Origin of the sequence: Prevotella sp. AGR2160 (assembly GCF_000424185.1) — a bacterium.
GTDB lineage: Bacteria > Bacteroidota > Bacteroidia > Bacteroidales > Bacteroidaceae > Prevotella.
This window is the reverse complement of the sequence record NZ_AUJK01000001.1, coordinates 83,077-100,589: the sequence shown is the minus strand read 5'-3', so window position 1 is coordinate 100,589 and position 17,513 is coordinate 83,077. Positions and strand designations below refer to the sequence as shown.

Below are 17,513 nucleotides of genomic sequence, written 5' to 3'. Positions count from 1 at the left end.
AAACGTAAAGAAGTAAAGCTGCCGCAAGCAGTTTCTTCGTAGGAATAAAAACGAAGATAATAGATATGAGTGATACAAATCCGAAGAATCACGAAGGCAAGAAACTCTATACGCTGTTGGTGTATTCAGAGAATGTGGCCGGTATCCTGAATCAGGTGACAGCCGTGTTCACGCGCCGTCAGGTGAATATCGAGAGTCTCAATGTGAGTGCCAGCAGCATAGAGAATATTCATAAGTATACCATCACGGCATGGAGTGACGAGGAGCAGATCCAGAAGATCACGAAGGCCATAGAAAAGAAGATTGATGTCGTCAAGGCCGATTATTATCTTGATGAGGACCTGTTCATCCATGAGGTCGCCCTCTTCAAGATCTCCACAGCGAAACTGTTGGAGAATCCGGAGATCAGCCGTACCATCCGTAAGCATGATGCCCGCATGATGGAGGTGAATCCTACCTACAGTACGGTCCTCTTGGCGGGTCTTACCCCGGATATAGCCGATCTGTTTCAGAAGTTGAACAGTTTCGGTTGCATCCTGCAGTACACGCGCAGTGGCCGCATTGCCGTGACGCGCAGTTTTGAGGAGCCGGTGAGTGAGCTGCTGGGAGAATAGTAGAATCAACTGCAGGGGCCGTCCCTTGTGGCGGCCCGATGCCGGTACGGCATTCCCTCCCCATAGTATTCGGCGTACCGCCGACGGGCCGCCACAAGGGACGGCCCTTGCAATCGGAATGGGACTGCCCCTACAAATAATACTTTATGATTATGTGTGAGAAAAGACAATTCATTTCCAAGGTAGGAAAATATGACTTCCTGGCGGAGCCCTTTCATTGCGATTTCACCCATCACCTGTTGCTGGGACATGTAGGAAATCTCATGCTTAATGCAGCCGATTTCCACAGTCAGGAGCGAGGGTATGGGATGACCTATCTCAATACCATCCATCGTACTTGGGTCCTCAGCCGTTTGGCTATAGAGATGGAGACGATGCCCGCGGCCTATGATCATTTCAGTATTGAGACATGGGTTGAGAGTGCCATGCGTTATTTCACGTCGCGAAACTTCGCCGTGACGGGTTCCGACGGACACGTCTATGGTTATGGCCGTTCCATCTGGGCGATGATCGATACCGATACGCGTGAACCGTCGAATATCCTTGAGGTAAACGACGGTATTATCACAGATTATATAGAAAAGGAGAAACCTTGTCCCATCAAGCCCTGCAGTAGGGTAGTGATGAAGGAGGAAGGGACGCTGGTTCGTACCATCGGCACCTATTATCATGATGTCGACGTCAACGGACATATCAACTCCGTGAAATATATCGAGCATATTCTCGACCTCTTCCCCCGTGACATCTGGGAGACCAAACGTCTGGAGCGTCTGGAGATCGCTTATGTCGCAGAGACCTATTGGGGTGACAGTCTGCATTTTTATACGGTTCAAAGTGGTGAAAATGAGTGGACTATCCGCCTTACAAAATCTACGAATGGTGATGGAAATGAAAATGAAGTCGTAAGAAGTAGTGTTAAATTTGTAAATAAATGAAATTTTATTTGGTAGTTTCGTTTTAAGTTATTACCTTTGCAAATGTTTTCGAGAGATAATTAGAATCACAACGAAGAAATAGATTAAATATGTAAACCGCGGCGCCCGCGAGAGAGGACGTTGCATAAAAAATTAGTAGTATGGCAGAAATGAATTTCGGTGGCGTAGTTGAGAATGTCGTCACCAGTAAAGAGTTCTCTTTGGAGAAAGCACGTGAAGTTCTGAAGAATGAGACCATCGCCGTCATTGGTTACGGTATCCAGGGTCCTGGTCAGTCTTGCAACCTTCGTGATAATGGCTTCAACGTGATTGTCGGCCAGCGTCAGGGCAAGACCTTCGAGAAGGCCAAGGCCGACGGTTGGGTGCCGGGCAAGACGCTGTTCTCCATCGAGGAGGCTGTCGAGAAGGGTACCATCATCTGCATGTTGCTCTCCGATGCCGGCCAGATTGATCAGTGGCCGAAGATCAAGAAATATCTGACTCCGGGTAAGACTCTGTACTATTCTCATGGTTTCGCCATCAACTGGCAGGACCGTACGGGTGTCGTTCCTCCCAAGGATATCGATGTCATCATGGTAGCTCCTAAGGGTTCCGGTACGTCTCTGCGTACGATGTTCCAGGAGGGCCGTGGTCTGAACTGTTCTTACGCTGTTTACCAGGATGCTTCCGGTAAGGCCAAGGAGAAGACCCTGGCAATGGGTATCGGTATTGGTTCCGGTTACCTCTTCGAGACAACATTCCAGCGTGAGGCTACCTCCGACCTGACGGGTGAGCGTGGCTCACTGATGGGTGCCATCGAGGGTCTGCTGGAGGCACAGTACAATGTGCTGCGTCGTCATGGCCATACACCTTCTGAGGCTTTCAACGAGACCGTTGAGGAGCTGACGCAGTCCCTGATGCCGCTGTTCGGTGCGAAGGGTATGGACTGGATGTATGCCAACTGCTCTACCACCGCTCAGCGTGGTGCCCTCGACTGGGCTCCCCGTTTCCGTGAGGCTATCACGCCGGTCATGGAGTGGCTGTATCTGAGTGTGAAGACTGGCGAGGAGGCACAGATCTCCATCGACAGCAACTCTAAGCCCGACTATCGTGAGAAGCTGAATGCTGAGCTGAAGGCTATGCACGATATGGAGATGTGGCGCGCCGGTGAGACCGTCCGCAAGCTCCGTCCGGAGAATGAGAACAACTAATGGTTGTTTGACAGAGAAAGACTAATTTTTTTCTCGTACATAATGTTTTGAGGGGATTTGTTCCGTGAGGAATGAATTCCCTTTCTTTTTGTATTGGGACATCATTTATGATGTTCCGAAACCCACGGTGGATCATGATAAATCATGTCCCTACAGTCGTTCCGTTCACGTGGATCACTTCCTCGGCCACGAGGGCCCGGAGGGCGTCGGTGATCTCTTCGGGGGCCAGGGGAAGGAGCTGATCCAGGGTGGAGAGTTCATGGGGCTTCCCGTCGGCGAGGAGGTTCATGATGAGGTCCATGGCATGCCGGCGGTTATCCTCGGCAATACGCTCGGGATGGTGGCGGTGATCGATGCAGACATCACAACGGCCACAGTCTGCCGTTGATCGTTCGCCGAAATAGTCGAGGAGCTGCCGGCTGCGGCATACATGGCTGTTCTGCAGATAGTCCTCCATGGCCTTGATGCGACGGGCATAGATTTTCCGGCGGTCCTCATAGATCTCCCGTGGGATGATGATGCGGTCCTCGTCCTCTCGGTCCGTGAGATAGGTGATCATCGGAATTTTTTTCCTTGGGACAAACTGAATGATACGTTTCTCCCGGAGTTCTTTGAGCGTCATATAGACCTGTTGCCGTGTCAGCCCACAGTTTTGCGCGATATCTTCCTCACGGATATACACGAATTTTGAGAACAGCCCCTCATACATCCTCAGCATCTCTGAGAGAATCTGATCCTCTCTGGCGTCTAGATTGTCGAGCAGGTAGAGGTCATCCCGATCGATGGGGATATACACGCGTGCCGCACTGTCGGGGTTCTCCTCATAATGGATATATCCCGCCCTTTCGAGGATATGGAGGGCGGCATTGACGGGTATGGGGAAGAAATGATAGATATGACAGAACTGTCCCATATTGAACTCGAACGTCCTGCCACAGCCGTCACCGCTGGCCAGTTGGAAGAAATAAGCGAGATGCTCATAGATATCCCGGATATAGTCACGGGAGGGGAAGGTGTTGTCGATGCGGCGTTCAAGCGTTGTGATATCACTATGTTGGTCGAAGAGGAGTACGGCATAGCTATGGTTACCGTCCCTTCCTGCCCGTCCCGCTTCCTGGAAATATTCCTCCATGGAGTCGGGTACGTCAGCATGGATGACCATGCGCACGTCGGGCTTGTCGATACCCATACCGAAGGCGTTCGTGGCCACCATGACGCGGATCTTATCCTCCTGCCAGGCTTTCTGTCGCTCGTCCTTCGTAGCGGTGTCGAGGCCGGCATGGAAGGAGGTGGCTGAGATGCCGACACTGTTGAGCGCTTCAGCGATCTCGCCCGTCTTCTCCCGGTTACGGGTGTAGACGATGGCGCAGCCGTCGACGGCCTGAAGGATATGACGTGTCTCCTCCTTCTTGTCATTGGTCGGTCGTACGACATAGGTGAGATTCTTCCGCTCAAAACTCATGCGGAAGAGGCATGGCTCCCGGAAATGGAGTTGCTGCTGGATGTCCTCAGCCACCTGTGGTGTTGCCGTCGCCGTGAGGGCAAGGACGGGGACGTCGGGTTTCAACGCCCTTATATCGGCGATATGGAGATACGAAGGCCGGAAGTCATAGCCCCACTGGCTTATGCAGTGGGCCTCGTCGACGGTGATGAAGCAGACCTTCATGTGGCGGAACTTCGTCAGGAAAAGCTCCGAAGAGAGTCGTTCGGGCGAGACGTAGAGAAACTTACACCCACCGAAGATGGCGTTCTCCAGCGTTTGAACGATATCGCGGCGGCTCATCCCCGAATGGATGGCGGCGGCAGTGATGCCTCGGTCGCGGAGATGCTGCACCTGGTCTTTCATCAGGGCGATGAGGGGTGTGATGACGACGCATGTACCCTCCATCGTCATCGCCGGTACCTGGAACGTGATACTCTTTCCACCGCCCGTAGGCATCAGTCCGAGTGTATCATGACCGCTTCCTATACTCTCGATGATCTCCCGTTGGATACCCCTGAAGTCGGGATATCCCCAGTATTGTTGAAGAACCTGACGATAATCCAATTAAAAATTAAAAAAGTAAAGAAGTAAAAAATTAAACTTAGGGTCGGAGGATCCTCTTGTAGGTGGCATTTAGGTTGCCCCAACGGCGTGATTATGTCTCCGACGGGCGGATATCCTCGATCTGCAGCTGCGCCTGTCCGTGTTTGAAGACATTCTCCTCTATGGTATAGGCAATATCGAAGGAGCGCTTACTCTTGATATACCGTGCGGAGGCAGACTGTCCGAAGGCGATGCCGTTGACAATATTGCTCGATTTCGAGTCGACGAGTTCGAGTTTGATATGTTCCTGGTGCCTTCCGATGACCTTACTGGTCCCATAGTCGTAGACGCCGATCGTACAGAAGAGGGGTTTCTGATTTCCCGGCCCGAAGGGAGAGAATTTCTTCAAGTCGTTGAAGAGCTTCTTCGTGATATCCCGGAAGTCGATGACCGCGTCGATATTCAGGATCGGTTCCGTCTGCTCCGGTTGGATATGTTCCTCGACATACTGCTGGAAGCGGTCCCGGAATTTCACGACATTCTCCCATTTCAAGGTCAGTCCGGCAGCATAGGTATGTCCGCCGAAATTCGTCAGGAGGTCCCGGCAGCTCTTGATGGCCGAATAGATATCGAATCCGGTGACGCTGCGTGCCGATCCTGTCGCCAGGTCGCCGTCACGCGTGATGACGACGGTGGGTCGGAAGTAGAGTTCCGTCAGCCGGGAGGCGACAATGCCGATGACCCCCTTCTTCCAGTGTTCGTCGTAGAGCACGATGGAGGAGTGGTGCGTCTGCGCGTCCAGGCGGGAGACGATCTGGTTGGCCTCCTCCGTCATCTGCTTGTCGATACCCTTACGCTGCTCATTATATTCATTGATATGTTTGGCCATTCTCAGGGCCGTAGAGAAGTCGCGCTCCACGAGGAGGTCCACGCTCTCCTTGCCGTTCTCCATACGTCCTGAGGCATTGATGCGCGGTCCGATCTTGAAGACGATGTCACTCATGGAGATCTCACGGCCGCTGAGCCCGCAGATATCGATGATGGCCTTCAGGCCCACTGACGGGTTCTGGTTGAGTTGTTTGAGGCCATGGAAGGCGAGGATGCGGTTCTCCTCCACCACAGGGACGATGTCGGCGGCGATAGCCACGGCACAGAAGTCGAGGAGGGGGATAAGACGCGAGAAGGGAATGCTGTTGTTTTTCGCGAAGGCCTGCATGAACTTGAATCCCACGCCACAGCCACAGAGCTGCTTGAAGGGGAAGGGATCATCGGGACGCTTCGGGTTGAGGATAGCCACAGCCGGAGGCATCTCCTCGTCGGGCACATGATGGTCACAGATGATGAAGTCGATGCCCAGGCTCTTGGCGTAGGCGATCTCGTCGATAGCCTTGATGCCACAGTCGAGGATGATGATGAGTTTCACGCCCGTCTGATGCGCGTAGTCGATACCCTGTTTGCTGACGCCATAGCCTTCGTCGTAGCGGTCGGGGATATAGTAGTCGATGTTGGAGTAGAACTGTTGCAGGAACTTGTATACCAGCGCCACGGCCGTGCATCCGTCGACATCATAGTCACCATAGACGAGGATGCGTTCCTTTCGTCCCATGGCATCGTTGAGGCGGTCGACGGCGACATCCATGTCCTTCATGAGGAAGGGGTTGATGAGGTCGGCGAGCTGCGGACGGAAAAAGCGCTTCGCCGCCGATTCCGTCGTGATGCCGCGGCGGATGAGCAGATGGGCGAGGATAGGGCTGATATTCAGCTTCTCTCCCAGTTCTTTAGCAGCTTCATCTTCCGCTGTCGAGGGCGATGAATATTTCCATTTATAATGCATGCTTTTTTCTTTTTTCTTTCTAGCCCCAAAAGTACAAAAAAAAAGTAAATCTGCCAAATAGTAGGGACATGATTTATCATGTTCCGCAACAGATGCGGACAGATATAATATAAAAAACAGAGTAACAGACTCAAACATATATTGCAAAAGATATGTATAAATCTGTTACTCTGTCTTTTTTTTGTAGGCAGGCGGAACATGATAAATCATGTCCCTACTTCGTCTCTATCTCTTCTTTCATATCGATGAACTCCCCCTTGTCGTCGTAGAACTCATACTGCAGGAAGGCGAGTTTTTGTGAGGGTACGATATGAACGCCGAAACCGAACTTCATCTGCCATTTCCGCTTCAAGGAAATCATGCCTTGGTTGATATAAGCGGCTACGTAGGGGTGTACGTAGAGGTAGAACTTACGGATGCCGATCTTGTTCACCAGTCGGTCAATCTTCCTCTCCAACTGATCCGTGAAGAGGATGGACGACCGGATCTTTCCCGTACCGTTACAGGTAGGACAGGTCTCCTCGACATTGACGTCCATGGCGGGACGGACACGCTGGCGCGTGATCTGCATCAGGCCGAACTTGCTCAGCGGCAGGATGTTGTGCTTCGCACGGTCTTTCTGCATGTCCTTGCACATCCGTTCATAGAGCATCTGACGGTCCTCGGCGAGGTGCATGTCGATGAAGTCGACCACGATGATGCCACCCATATCACGCAACCGCAACTGGCGGGCAAGCTCGTCGGCGGCACCGAGGTTGACATCGAGGGCATTGGCCTCCTGTTCCTTCTCGCGTGTACGGTTGCCACTGTTGACATCCACGACATGGAGTGCCTCGGTATGCTCGATGATGAGGTAGGCGCCATGGGCGTAGTTGACGACCTTTCCGAAGCTGGCCTTGATCTGCTTGGTGACATTATACGCGTCGAAGACGGGGACCTTTCCGTCATAGAGCTTCACGATACCCGCCTTTTCAGGGGCGATGAGTCCGATATAGTTCTTCACGGCGTGGAAGATCTCCTCGTTGTTGACCACGATGCTCTCGTAGCTGGGGTTGAAGAGGTCACGGAGCATAGCCACGGCGCGCCCTGTCTCCTCATAGATGAGCTGGGGCCGCTTCTGCGTCTTCTGTACTTTCTCCAGGGCTTTCTCCCAACGCTGGGTGAGGATTTTCAGTTCGTTGTCGAGCTCGGCAACCCTCTTGCCCTCGGCGACGGTACGCACGATGACGCCACAGTTCTTCGGCTTGATGCTCTGGATGAGCTGTTTCAATCTTGTACGCTCCTCGCCCTTGCGGATCTTTGAGGAGACGCTGACCTTATCCCCAAAGGGGATAAGCACCAGGTAACGGCCGGCGAAGGAGAGCTCTCCCGTGAGGCGCGGCCCCTTGGTGGAAATGGGTTCTTTGACAATCTGTACGAGGACCTCCTGACCCGGCTTGAGGAGGCTGGTGATGGTGCCGTCCTTGTCGATATCGGGCAGACGGGAGGCCTTGCTGAAAGGAAACAGCTTCCGGCGGTCGCTCTGTACCTGTTTCTGGTATTTCTGGAAACTCGCGAACTGCGGTCCCAGGTCGAGATAGTGAAGAAAGGCGTCGCGCTCATAGCCTACGTCCACAAAGCAGGCGTTCAGGCCGGGCATCATTTTCTTAACTTTTGCCACGTAGATGTTGCCCACAGAGAAACTCGCCTCGCGGGGCTCGTTCTGGTATTCTACCAGTCGCTTGTCTTCCAGCAGAGCGATGGAGATATTCTTCTGTTGGACATCGATCACTACTTCGCTTGTCATTTCTTCTTCTTTTTATAAGATATAACCAAAAAAGGGGTGGGCCTCATGGCTATCACTTCAGATCCATCGGCACACCCCCAGTCTTTTTTTTAGACACAGACCTCGAGCGGTCTATGGCCCCGAGGGGCCTTACTTGCTCTTATGTCTGTTCTTGCGCAGTCTTTTCTTACGCTTGTGAGTAGCCATCTTGTGGCCCTTCTTTTTCTTTCCGTTTGGCATAATAATGAATTTTTTAAAATGTTATTGTTATAATCTTCTTTTGCTTATCTCATCTCCTCCATGAAGCTCTTGGCAGGCTTGAAGGCCGGCAGATCATGAGCAGGGATCACCATCGTGGTGTTCTTGGAGATGTTGCGGGCAGTCTTCTCAGCACGGTGCTTGATGATGAAACTGCCGAATCCGCGGAGGAATACGCTCTCTTTCTTGATCATGTGGCCCTTGACGGTCTCCATGAAGGACTCGACAACGGCCGTCACCTCTTTCTTTGACATGCCTGTGGCTTCGGCGACTTCGTTGATGATATCTGCTTTCGTCATTGTCTTAAAATCTTACTTCTTTCTAATTGTTATTCTTTTTTCGGAGTGCAAAGGTACAAGTTTTTTGTGAGAAAAGGAAATGTATTTCAATTTTTTTGCAAAAAATCTTTCCCTAACTTGTTGAGAATGATATTATTTTAGTAACTTTGCACTAGAAACAGAACGTTGTATATATAATAAGGTAAAAAGAATATGAAACAGACCAAGATTGTAGCCTCCATCAGTGACCTCAGATGTGATGTCGACTTCATCCGCCAGCTTTTCTTCGCCGGCATGAATGTCGTGCGTATGAACACCGCCCATGCCACGGAGGAGGGAATCCGTAAGATAGTGCGTAATGTCAGAGCCGTCTCCCCCCATATCGGTATCATGATCGATACCAAGGGTCCGGAGGTGCGCACGACGAATGTCGAGGCTCCCATACACTATAAGACCGGTGAGGTGGTGAAGATCTTCGGTCGTCCCGGGATGGACACGACGCACGACATCATCAACGTGTCCTATCCGAATATTGCCTCCGACCTGAAGGTCGGCGATGATGTCCTCTTCGATGATGGTCTCATCGATATGAAGGTCATCGAGAATGTCGGTCCCTATCTCGTGGCCCAGGTGCAGAACGACGGTGATCTCGGCGCCCACAAGAGTGTCAACGTTCCCGGCGAGCATATCGACCTGCCGGCGCTCACGGAGAAGGACAAGCGCAATATCCTCCTGGCCATCGAGCTCGACATCGATTTCATCGCCCACTCCTTCGTGCGCAATGCCGATGATGTCCATGAGGTACAGAAGATCCTCGACGAGCATCACTCCGACATCAAGATCATCTCGAAGATTGAGAATCAGGAGGGTGTTGACAATATCGACGAGATCATTGATGCTTCCTATGGTATCATGGTGGCCCGTGGTGACCTCGGCATCGAGGTGCCCATCGAGCGTATCCCGGGCATCCAGCGCCGTATCATCCGTAAGTGTATCCTGAAGAAGAAACCCGTCATTGTGGCTACGCAGATGCTCCATACGATGATCAACAACCCGCGGCCTACACGTGCGGAGGTGACGGATATCGCCAACGCTATCTTCTACCGCACCGATGCCCTCATGCTCAGTGGGGAGACCGCCAGCGGCAAGTATCCCCTCGAGGCCGTACAGACGATGTCCCGCATTGCCGAACAGGCGGAGAAGGACCGTACGCCCGAGGACATGATCGACCCGACGCAGGGCAATGCTGCCGACCAGCGCCTTTTCCTGGCCCAGGCAGCCATCGAGTCGACACGCCGCATCGGCGTGAAGGGTATCATCACCGACAGTGAGACGGGTGAGACGGCCCGAAACCTCGCGTCTTTCCGTGGTCCCGTCCCCGTGCTCGCCATCTGTTATAAGGAGAAGACGCAGCGGTGGCTGAACCTCAGCTATGGTGTCATCCCCGTGTATCAGCGTGACCAGATTGGTGCCGACAAGATGTTCTTCGCTGCCGTCCGTATGCTCCGTCAGAAAGGTTATCTGAAGAACGAGGACAACATCGCCTACCTCTCCGGTTCCTTCGGTGAGGGTGGCGGCACGACCTTCGTGGAGATTAACAAGGTCCAGAAAGTCTTCGACAACAGTTATAAGTTCAAGTTGCCGGAAAACAAAGAATAATTTAGAAGTAAAAAAGTAAAGAAGTAAAAAAGTAAAAAAGTAAAGCTGCCGCAGTGGATCGCGTCCCTGCCAGCTTTTACTTTTTTACTTCTTTACTTTTTTACTTCTACCTCTGCGGCAGCTTTACTTTTTTACTTTTTTACTTCTTTACTTTTTTCCATCCCATGCGGGTGCGTGGCCGCAACATGGCGGCCACCTACAAATGTTAAACCGAGATGATCTGTCTCTTCCCGAAAAGGACCACGGAGAGCCTCGTCCGTTCCAGGAACCAGCTTACGGCGAGACAGCCGCAGACACAGACGGTGAGGCAAATGATCCAGTAGAGGATCCCCGTGGGATCAAACCGGAAAAGGGGGATGAGTACTTTACAGAGGATCGTAAATACCGGTGAGAAGATATAGAGCAGCAGGGAGTTACGCCCCAGGAAGCACGCCGTCTGCCGGACCTTTCCGTCTTTCATCTTCGCGAAGACACCCATCAGGCCCCCTGTCATGGCGACGACGACGAGGATGCCCCCGAAGCTCGCCTTGTCACGGAACTCCGGCACCAGGAGCAGGGCAATGGCGATGAAGAGCAGTGGCCGGCGCGGGATAAACAGTTGCGTGAATGCCCGCTCGCCGCCCTCGTTGCGCAGCAGTGCCCCCAGGAGGAAATACAGGGCGCAGGGGAATGATACGATGCCCAGAGCCCCGAAGAGATAGTATAATCCGAAGAGAATCAACATCTTCACTGAGAGGCGCACGTTCGGGTTGCATAACGGACGGGGCAGGGGAGTGCACTGCTCCAACAGCCTGTCTGTCGCCCAACATACGGCATAGTAGCAGCTGCCGCAGATCACCATCAGTTGCAGATACCAGTACGGTCCCAGAGGATGGAGCAGCAGCCGGTCGAGGAACACCGCCGCCGTGAGCCCGTCGATATGCTCATGGATCGGCAGCACAGCAGCCCCGACGATATACGCCCCTTCGATCCACAGATAGGGTACGAGGAGCCAGAGTATCGTACGGCCATAGAACGTCCGCGGATTCTTGTTCAGGTTCATCAGAAACCCCGAGATCACGAGGAATACGGGCATGTGAAACGTATATACCGCCGTCTTCACCGTAGGGTAGAGTCCTTCGATATATACCAGGTGAAACGTGATCATGAGCAGGATCATGACACATTTCAGAAAGTCCAGCCCCTCGAGCCGTCCGCCCTTCAATGGCGGTATCAGCTCATGCTGTCGGATAGGAATAATCTTCATTTTTCTTATTGACCATATTTATGTCCAAAATCCCACATCTCCCGTCTTCACCATCTCGCCGCCACATTTAGGACACGTCTTCCCGTCCCAACGACGGATGAGGGCACTGCCGCAGTTCAGACACAGCCGCCCCGCCTCCGTGGAGAACGATGGTGCCGCGTCGCCGATGACGCCCCCGACGACGAGGGGCTGCAGCGTCCGGCAGTCCGGACAGCTCACCGTCACGATATGCTGACCCATGAAGCCGAAGCCGTCATAGATCTCCGCTTCATACCCGCATGCCTTACACCGATATCTGTATTTATGTGCCATAATTTCTTTTCTTTCGTCTGCAAATGTACGAAAATTTTTTTACATTGGAAGGAACATGATGAATCATGTCCCTACTTATTTCCCATTTTCCTGGCGTGGCCGCAATAGGACGGCCACCTACCAGGCCCGGATTACGGGTTAACCGTCGTCGTGCTCTTCTTGTTGTTGTTCTTGTAAATATGGATTTAAGCATAAGCGTTGATATTTAAAGGGTTAATGAGATCGATGTTTTTCCGAACGTTATGCGGTTTTTCCTTTCGACATGGCAAAGATACAACGGAAAACAAGGATCTCCAAATTTTCGGCCTCGATAACCTGTGAAAATCTGTTAACAAAATGGCTTGTTGTAGTTAAATATTGTAAAATACTATATTTTAAGGCTGGCCGCGGAGCCCGAATCTTCCCGAAAAAGGCTCTGCAAGATATTGATTATCAAATATTTACAAAACACCATCGGGAAAAAATTTTCGCTGATTTTGGCGGATGAAAATGACGAAGAGAAAAATTTTTCTTCGAGAGAGAATTGAGCGTCTCCGACAGATGCTCGAAAATCACAAAATCACAAATTGCCGTAAGTTGGGTTTGGGGATAGTTTCAGATTATCACAAAAATAATGATATATTATATTATAATAGTTATTATAATATAATATATCCCCCGGGGTGGCAGTCCCTCAGATTGCGCCAAACTGTGATTTTGTGATTTTGTGATATTTTTTATCCGTTCATGATCATCGGATAAAATATCACCAACCAATCATTGCTATTTATCTACGAAATATAAAATTTTACTTTTCGATGACACCACTTATCATGCTCAAACGCCGATTTATCCGAAAATGCACTTTTGCGCAGCCATTTGGGGCAGTTTTTTTCATGGTGGATAAGGCGCTGTAACCAAGCCCATTTCGGCAACTTATGAGAAGGAGGGGTAACCGGTTGGCTGTCAAGACTTATCCGAAAATGGTTTTTCGGATAAATTCGGATTTTTTTTCTTTGAATTTCTGAACTATCTTTGCAAACAGAAAACAAAACGAGGCCAATTGCAGGCCCCTGCAAAGATAAAATGTAAAACAATAAAAATGTAAAGTTATGGAACAGAACAATGAAATCTTGAACTTCAATCATCCGGTCTTCGGAACGGTCCGGACGATGGTCGACGAGCAGGGCGAGCCCTGGTTCACGGGTATTGATGTAACACGCGCTCTTGGATATGTCAATCCTAAGAACGCTACTACATCACATGTTGACTGCGATAACCGTAAAGTGCTGATAATCAACCGAGGTACTCAAAACGGGTATCTGGGAAATCAGCATTTGGTTTCGAGAGTAAATATGATCAACGAGTCCGGCCTCTACAGTCTCATCCTCGGCAGCAAACTCCCCTCCGCCAAGAAGTTCAAGCACTGGGTGACAAGAATCCGTTTATGGCGGATCATAATCAATCATGTCCCTACGAACGTCCTGCATTTTGGGGAGGGTTGGAAGAGTCCTTCTTTTTCCATTCTCCCAGTGCCACGGTGATGTCGTTATACGTGATCTTGTCGGGACAATGTTCCTTGATGATGCCTTTGCCCTTGTCGGCACCGACCTCAGCAATGACCTTGAAAATGAGGTCATGCTTCTCCTTCGACAATAGTCGGCGGGGATCCACGGCACCCGAGGCAACGAAGGACGCGAGATGGGAGAATATCGTCGATGGGGCCAGTTCCCGTTCTTTCGCTATCTCCTCAATGCTCTTGCCCTGACGGAAGAGGGTGAGGGTAACGAGACTCGTAGGATTGGGACGCTCCCGTTTCTCTTTTTTCCGCTTTCTCGCGTTGCCCTCCACGGCATCGAGAATAGCCTCCTGCTTATATTTGATATAGGCGTCAACGGTAAAGCCATTGGTCTCGATATCTTTCAGCAAGTATCGCTTGGCGAGATAGGTCTGTCGGGCGTCACTGAAGGCAGCTTCCAGCCGTTTCACATTCTGTTTGTTCTGACTCGCCACGCCCTTGGTAAAGTCCAGCGGTGAGGCGAAGACATGATCCAACTGTTCCAGGAAATAGGAGCAGCTACGGCCCACACGGTCCAAAAAGTCCTTGTTTCGGAGCATGTCGTAGGGCATTTGGCGGATTTTTCCCGTCCATTTCTCCGCAATGATGAGGATATTCTTCTCCGCATCCTGTATGGCGATATGGTGTAGACTGATGATTTTGGGATATTTTGGGAAGTCCTCCGCCAGCACCCGGTAGAGATGCTGTTTGGCATTGACACACTGTTGGAAGGTGAAAAGGTCGATGAGTTGGTGGCGCTCATATTCCTGTTTGAGTACTGGTAACTGACGGATACTCTCCTGTGCCCGTTCATGTTGATGGGCTATATACTCGTCCACGCGACTGTCCGTGATGATGTTCCGGCGTTCAAGAGGACTTGACAGTACCATTCCTTCCAAAGTCTTGCAACGGCTCAAGGCTACATAGACCTGACCGGAGGCAAACGACAGTTGCGCGTCAATGATGGCATGTTCAAAGGTCAGGCCTTGACTCTTGTGGATCGTGATCGCCCAGGCCAGTCGTAACGGATATTGAAAGAAAGAACCCTGTACTTCCGGTTCTATGGCCTTGCTCTGTTCGTTGAGGGTATATTTCACATTGTCCCATTGGGCCTTCTCCACGGAAATAGCTTCTTCGTCATCGGGGCAGAGCACTTCGATCTTGTCCTTATCAAGATAGGTGATATGCCCGATTTTTCCATTATAATAGAGATGATCGGAAGAATTGTCGTTTTTGATGAACATCACCTGGGCACCTACCCGCAACTGAAGCATGGGACTGGTGGGATAGATATATTCCGGAAATTCTCCTTTCGTTTCAGCCTTATAGTAGAATATAGGCGTATTGAGTTGCTGAAGCTGGTGATCATTGACCTCATCGGCAATGCGGTTATGGGTGGTGAGTCGGATATATCCCTCACTCTCTTGAGGCGTAAACGATGGATTTACCCGACTGTTGAGAACACTCAGGTCCTCATCGGTTGGTTTCCCGTTGCGGACATGATTGAGAATATTGATGAACCGCTCATCTTGTTGACGATAGACATGTGTGAGCTCGATTGTAACATAGTTGATGCTTTGCAACGCCTTACTGCCAAAGAAATAAGGGGTTTGATAATAAGTAGACAGAATTTTCTCGTCTTCCGGCGTGACGACGGGTGTCAGCTGTTGCAGGTCACCGATCATCAGAAGCTGTACCCCTCCGAAAGGCTTGTCATGTTCACGATAGCGCCGCAGCACATCGTCAATGGCATCGAGAAGGTCGCAGCGCACCATACTGATCTCATCGATGATGAGGAGGTCGAGGGTCTTGAGGATATTCCTTTTCTCCTTGGAGAAGGCAAAACGCTGCTCCGTTTTCATGCTGGGGACAAACGGGGAGAGAGGAAGCTGGAAAAAGGAATGGATGGTGACGCCTCCCGCATTGATGGCAGCAACGCCGGTGGGTGCCACGACAATTTTGCGTTTCGTGCAGCGGTCTTTGAGGGTCTTGAGAAAGGTGGTCTTACCTGTTCCGGCCTTACCGGTAAGGAAGATGGAGATGTCCGTATTGTTGACAAACTCCCATGCGTTACGAAGTTCAGGATTAGTCATAGGCAAAAGAATGAAATGGATGATCATGAAAGACATCACAGATAGAAAATGTATCTGTGATGTCTCTATGGTGGAAAGAATTTTCCCTTTTTTTTATTTCTGATACAAGAATCTCTTGATACTCTTTTTCGGTGTTTTCTCAAACTCCTCCTCGTGGACGCGGACGGCGGCGAGCTTGCTGTAGGCAGGCATGGCGGCGTTGAGGTCCACGCGGTTCTGCTCCATGATCTTCTGGATATCATCCTTGGAGAGTCCGAGGTTGTTGGCCTCGTCGTAGTCGGGATGGATGAGTCCGACGAGTTTCTCACCCTCCTGGATGACGACGCTCTCGCTGACGAGGGGCATGGAGTTGAGCTTGTCCTCGATCTCCTCGGGATAGATGTTCTGTCCGTTGGCGCCGAGGAGCATGTTCTTCGACCGTCCCTTGATGAAGACGTTGCCGTCGGCATCCATGGTGCCGAGGTCACCGGTGTGGAACCAGCCGTCGCTGTCGATGGAGGCTTTCGTGGCGGCCTCGTTCTTATAGTATCCGAGCATGACGTTGGGACCCTTGCAGAGGATCTCTCCCGGCGTGTTCTCGGCGTCGGGACTGTCGATGCGTACTTTCATATGGAGGGCGGCACGACCGCAGGAGCCGGGGCGGAAGGTCTTCCAGTCGGCATAGCAGATGATCGGGGCGCACTCCGTGGCACCATAGCCCACGGTGTAGCGGAAGTTGATCTTATGGAGGAAACGCTCGATCTCCTGGTTGAAGGCGGCGCCGCCGATGATGACCTCGTAGAACTCGCCACCGAAGGCGTTCGTGACCTGTTCGCAGATCTTGTCGCGTACTTTCTTGGCCACGACGGGCATGTGGAGGAGCATGCGCATGTAGTTGTTCTGTATCTTCGGGAACACTTTCTTGCGGATGATCTTCTCAATGATCAGGGGCACGGAGATGATGACTTTCGGCTTGACGCGTCCGAAGGCCTCGGCGACGATGGCCGGGGAGGGGATACGTGTGAGGTAGTAGACGTGGCAGCCCTTGAGGAACTCATAGAGGAACTCGAAGGCCATGCCGTACATGTGGGCCATGGGGAGGATGCTGATGACGCTGTCCTCGGCCTTGAGGATCTTGCCCAGGACGCTCTCGGCGAAGTCGGCATTGCTCCACAGGGCACGGTAGGGGATCATGACACCCTTGGAGAATCCCGTGGTGCCACTGGTATAGTTGATCACGGCGAGCTCGTCGGGGTCCTCGTCGTGATAGTAGTGTACATGCTGCTTGCGGAAGAACTTCGGATACTCGTGGCCGAACATCTCGTTGAGGTGCTCCCGGGCATAGGTCAGCTTGTCGGTACGGGAGATGACGAGGCTGTAGTCGGGGATATAGATGATACCCTCGAGGCCCGGCATCTTCGTGGCGTCGACCTGTGTGGCGACGACATCGCCGACGAAGAGGAGCTTGGCGTCGCTGTGGTTGACGATGTTATGGATCTGGTCGGGGGTGAACTCATGGAGGATGGGCACGGCGATGCAGCCGTAGGTGAGTGTGGCCAGGAATGCCACGGCCCAGCAGGCGCTGTTACGGCCGCAGAGGGCGATCTTGTCGCCCTTGACGACGCCGGAGGCCTTGAAGAGGATATGCAGTTTCTCGATCTTCCGCGCTACGTCATGATACTGCAGCGTGGCCCCTTTGTAATCGGTGAGGGCGTCGAGATCCCAGTGGTCGATGATGCTCTTCTCGATAAGGGCATTGAAAGACGGAATAGTTTCCATAGAATAAG

The 17,513-nt window shown here is 51.7% G+C and carries 13 protein-coding genes and 1 pseudogene; 5 read left to right on the top strand and 9 right to left on the bottom strand.

What is annotated here, in order from left to right:
• Positions 1-65: 65 nt before the first annotated feature.
• The 3 genes from ilvN to ilvC all read left to right on the top strand — a co-directional run bounded on the left by ilvN (position 66) and on the right by ilvC (position 2,739).
• Complete coding sequence (gene ilvN / locus G604_RS0100420; protein WP_036904193.1) at positions 66-614, top strand: acetolactate synthase small subunit; 549 nt, start codon at positions 66-68, stop codon at positions 612-614.
• 152 nt (positions 615-766) lie between these two features.
• Entirely contained in the window at positions 767-1,549 is a 783-nt protein-coding gene (locus G604_RS0100415) for an acyl-[acyl-carrier-protein] thioesterase (protein WP_028908811.1), read from the top strand.
• Between the two features lie 140 nt (positions 1,550-1,689).
• Positions 1,690-2,739 (top strand): ketol-acid reductoisomerase, encoded by a 1,050-nt coding sequence (gene ilvC, locus G604_RS0100410; RefSeq protein ID WP_028908810.1) that lies wholly within the window; start codon positions 1,690-1,692, stop codon positions 2,737-2,739.
• A 142-nt stretch (positions 2,740-2,881) separates the two neighbouring features.
• Here ilvC and G604_RS0100405 read toward each other — a convergent pair whose 3' ends face one another.
• The 4 genes from G604_RS0100405 to G604_RS0100390 all read right to left on the bottom strand — a co-directional run bounded on the left by G604_RS0100405 (position 2,882) and on the right by G604_RS0100390 (position 8,921).
• The gene (locus tag G604_RS0100405; protein WP_028908809.1) at positions 2,882-4,786 is read right to left on the bottom strand and encodes a RecQ family ATP-dependent DNA helicase; all 1,905 of its coding nucleotides are present in this window, start codon (positions 4,784-4,786) and stop codon (positions 2,882-2,884) included.
• Positions 4,787-4,877: 91 nt separating this feature from the next.
• Entirely contained in the window at positions 4,878-6,599 is a 1,722-nt protein-coding gene (gene recJ, locus G604_RS0100400; RefSeq protein WP_028908808.1) for a single-stranded-DNA-specific exonuclease RecJ, read from the bottom strand.
• A gap of 214 nt (positions 6,600-6,813) precedes the next feature.
• Positions 6,814-8,385: a ribonuclease E/G gene (locus G604_RS0100395; RefSeq protein WP_028908807.1), complete on the bottom strand. Its 1,572-nt coding sequence runs from the start codon at positions 8,383-8,385 to the stop codon at positions 6,814-6,816.
• 263 nt (positions 8,386-8,648) lie between these two features.
• Positions 8,649-8,921 carry an HU family DNA-binding protein gene (locus tag G604_RS0100390; protein WP_028908806.1) on the bottom strand — a complete coding sequence of 91 codons (273 nt, stop codon included), beginning with the start codon at positions 8,919-8,921 and terminating at the stop codon, positions 8,649-8,651.
• Between the two features lie 192 nt (positions 8,922-9,113).
• Here G604_RS0100390 and pyk point away from each other — a divergent pair, with 192 nt between their 5' ends.
• Positions 9,114-10,559 carry a pyruvate kinase gene (gene pyk, locus G604_RS0100385; protein ID WP_028908805.1) on the top strand — a complete coding sequence of 482 codons (1,446 nt, stop codon included), beginning with the start codon at positions 9,114-9,116 and terminating at the stop codon, positions 10,557-10,559.
• 205 nt (positions 10,560-10,764) lie between these two features.
• On the opposite strand, the gene G604_RS0100380 is transcribed toward pyk, so the two are convergent.
• The 3 genes from G604_RS0100380 to G604_RS15455 form a co-directional block, all read right to left on the bottom strand.
• Positions 10,765-11,805 carry an acyltransferase family protein gene (locus G604_RS0100380; protein WP_081657592.1) on the bottom strand — a complete coding sequence of 347 codons (1,041 nt, stop codon included), beginning with the start codon at positions 11,803-11,805 and terminating at the stop codon, positions 10,765-10,767.
• An 18-nt stretch (positions 11,806-11,823) separates the two neighbouring features.
• The gene (locus G604_RS0100375) at positions 11,824-12,117 is read right to left on the bottom strand and encodes a hypothetical protein (RefSeq protein WP_028908803.1); all 294 of its coding nucleotides are present in this window, start codon (positions 12,115-12,117) and stop codon (positions 11,824-11,826) included.
• A gap of 770 nt (positions 12,118-12,887) precedes the next feature.
• Positions 12,888-13,244 (bottom strand): hypothetical protein, encoded by a 357-nt coding sequence (locus G604_RS15455; RefSeq protein ID WP_051220129.1) that lies wholly within the window; start codon positions 13,242-13,244, stop codon positions 12,888-12,890.
• On the opposite strand from G604_RS15455, the pseudogene G604_RS15690 reads away from it, so the two are divergent.
• Positions 13,209-13,535: pseudogene (locus tag G604_RS15690) on the top strand (Bro-N domain-containing protein); the annotation flags it as partial. The gene G604_RS15455 and the pseudogene G604_RS15690 sit on opposite strands and share 36 nt — an antisense overlap.
• A 34-nt stretch (positions 13,536-13,569) precedes the next feature.
• On the opposite strand, the gene G604_RS13095 reads toward G604_RS15690, so the two are convergent.
• Together G604_RS13095 and G604_RS0100350 are read right to left on the bottom strand one after the other, a co-directional pair.
• Positions 13,570-15,747: a helix-turn-helix domain-containing protein gene (locus tag G604_RS13095; protein ID WP_051220156.1), complete on the bottom strand. Its 2,178-nt coding sequence runs from the start codon at positions 15,745-15,747 to the stop codon at positions 13,570-13,572.
• Positions 15,748-15,840: 93 nt separating this feature from the next.
• On the bottom strand, positions 15,841-17,505 hold the full coding sequence (locus G604_RS0100350; protein WP_028908800.1) for an AMP-binding protein: 1,665 nt from the start codon (positions 17,503-17,505) through the stop codon (positions 15,841-15,843).
• Positions 17,506-17,513: the final 8 nt, after the last annotated feature.

Coding starts and splice junctions, on each gene's coding strand:
- G604_RS0100395 (WP_028908807.1), bottom strand. CDS start 8,385: ATGACAAGCGAAGTAGTGATCGATGTCCAACAGAAGAATATCTCCATC.
- G604_RS0100380 (WP_081657592.1), bottom strand. CDS start 11,805: ATGAAGATTATTCCTATCCGACAGCATGAGCTGATACCGCCATTGAAG.
- ilvN (WP_036904193.1), top strand. CDS start 66: ATGAGTGATACAAATCCGAAGAATCACGAAGGCAAGAAACTCTATACG.
- G604_RS13095 (WP_051220156.1), bottom strand. CDS start 15,747: ATGACTAATCCTGAACTTCGTAACGCATGGGAGTTTGTCAACAATACG.
- G604_RS15455 (WP_051220129.1), bottom strand. CDS start 13,244: ATGATTGAAGTTCAAGATTTCATTGTTCTGTTCCATAACTTTACATTT.
- pyk (WP_028908805.1), top strand. CDS start 9,114: ATGAAACAGACCAAGATTGTAGCCTCCATCAGTGACCTCAGATGTGAT.
- G604_RS0100415 (WP_028908811.1), top strand. CDS start 767: ATGTGTGAGAAAAGACAATTCATTTCCAAGGTAGGAAAATATGACTTC.
- ilvC (WP_028908810.1), top strand. CDS start 1,690: ATGGCAGAAATGAATTTCGGTGGCGTAGTTGAGAATGTCGTCACCAGT.
- G604_RS0100375 (WP_028908803.1), bottom strand. CDS start 12,117: ATGGCACATAAATACAGATATCGGTGTAAGGCATGCGGGTATGAAGCG.
- G604_RS0100350 (WP_028908800.1), bottom strand. CDS start 17,505: ATGGAAACTATTCCGTCTTTCAATGCCCTTATCGAGAAGAGCATCATC.
- recJ (WP_028908808.1), bottom strand. CDS start 6,599: ATGCATTATAAATGGAAATATTCATCGCCCTCGACAGCGGAAGATGAA.
- G604_RS0100390 (WP_028908806.1), bottom strand. CDS start 8,921: ATGACGAAAGCAGATATCATCAACGAAGTCGCCGAAGCCACAGGCATG.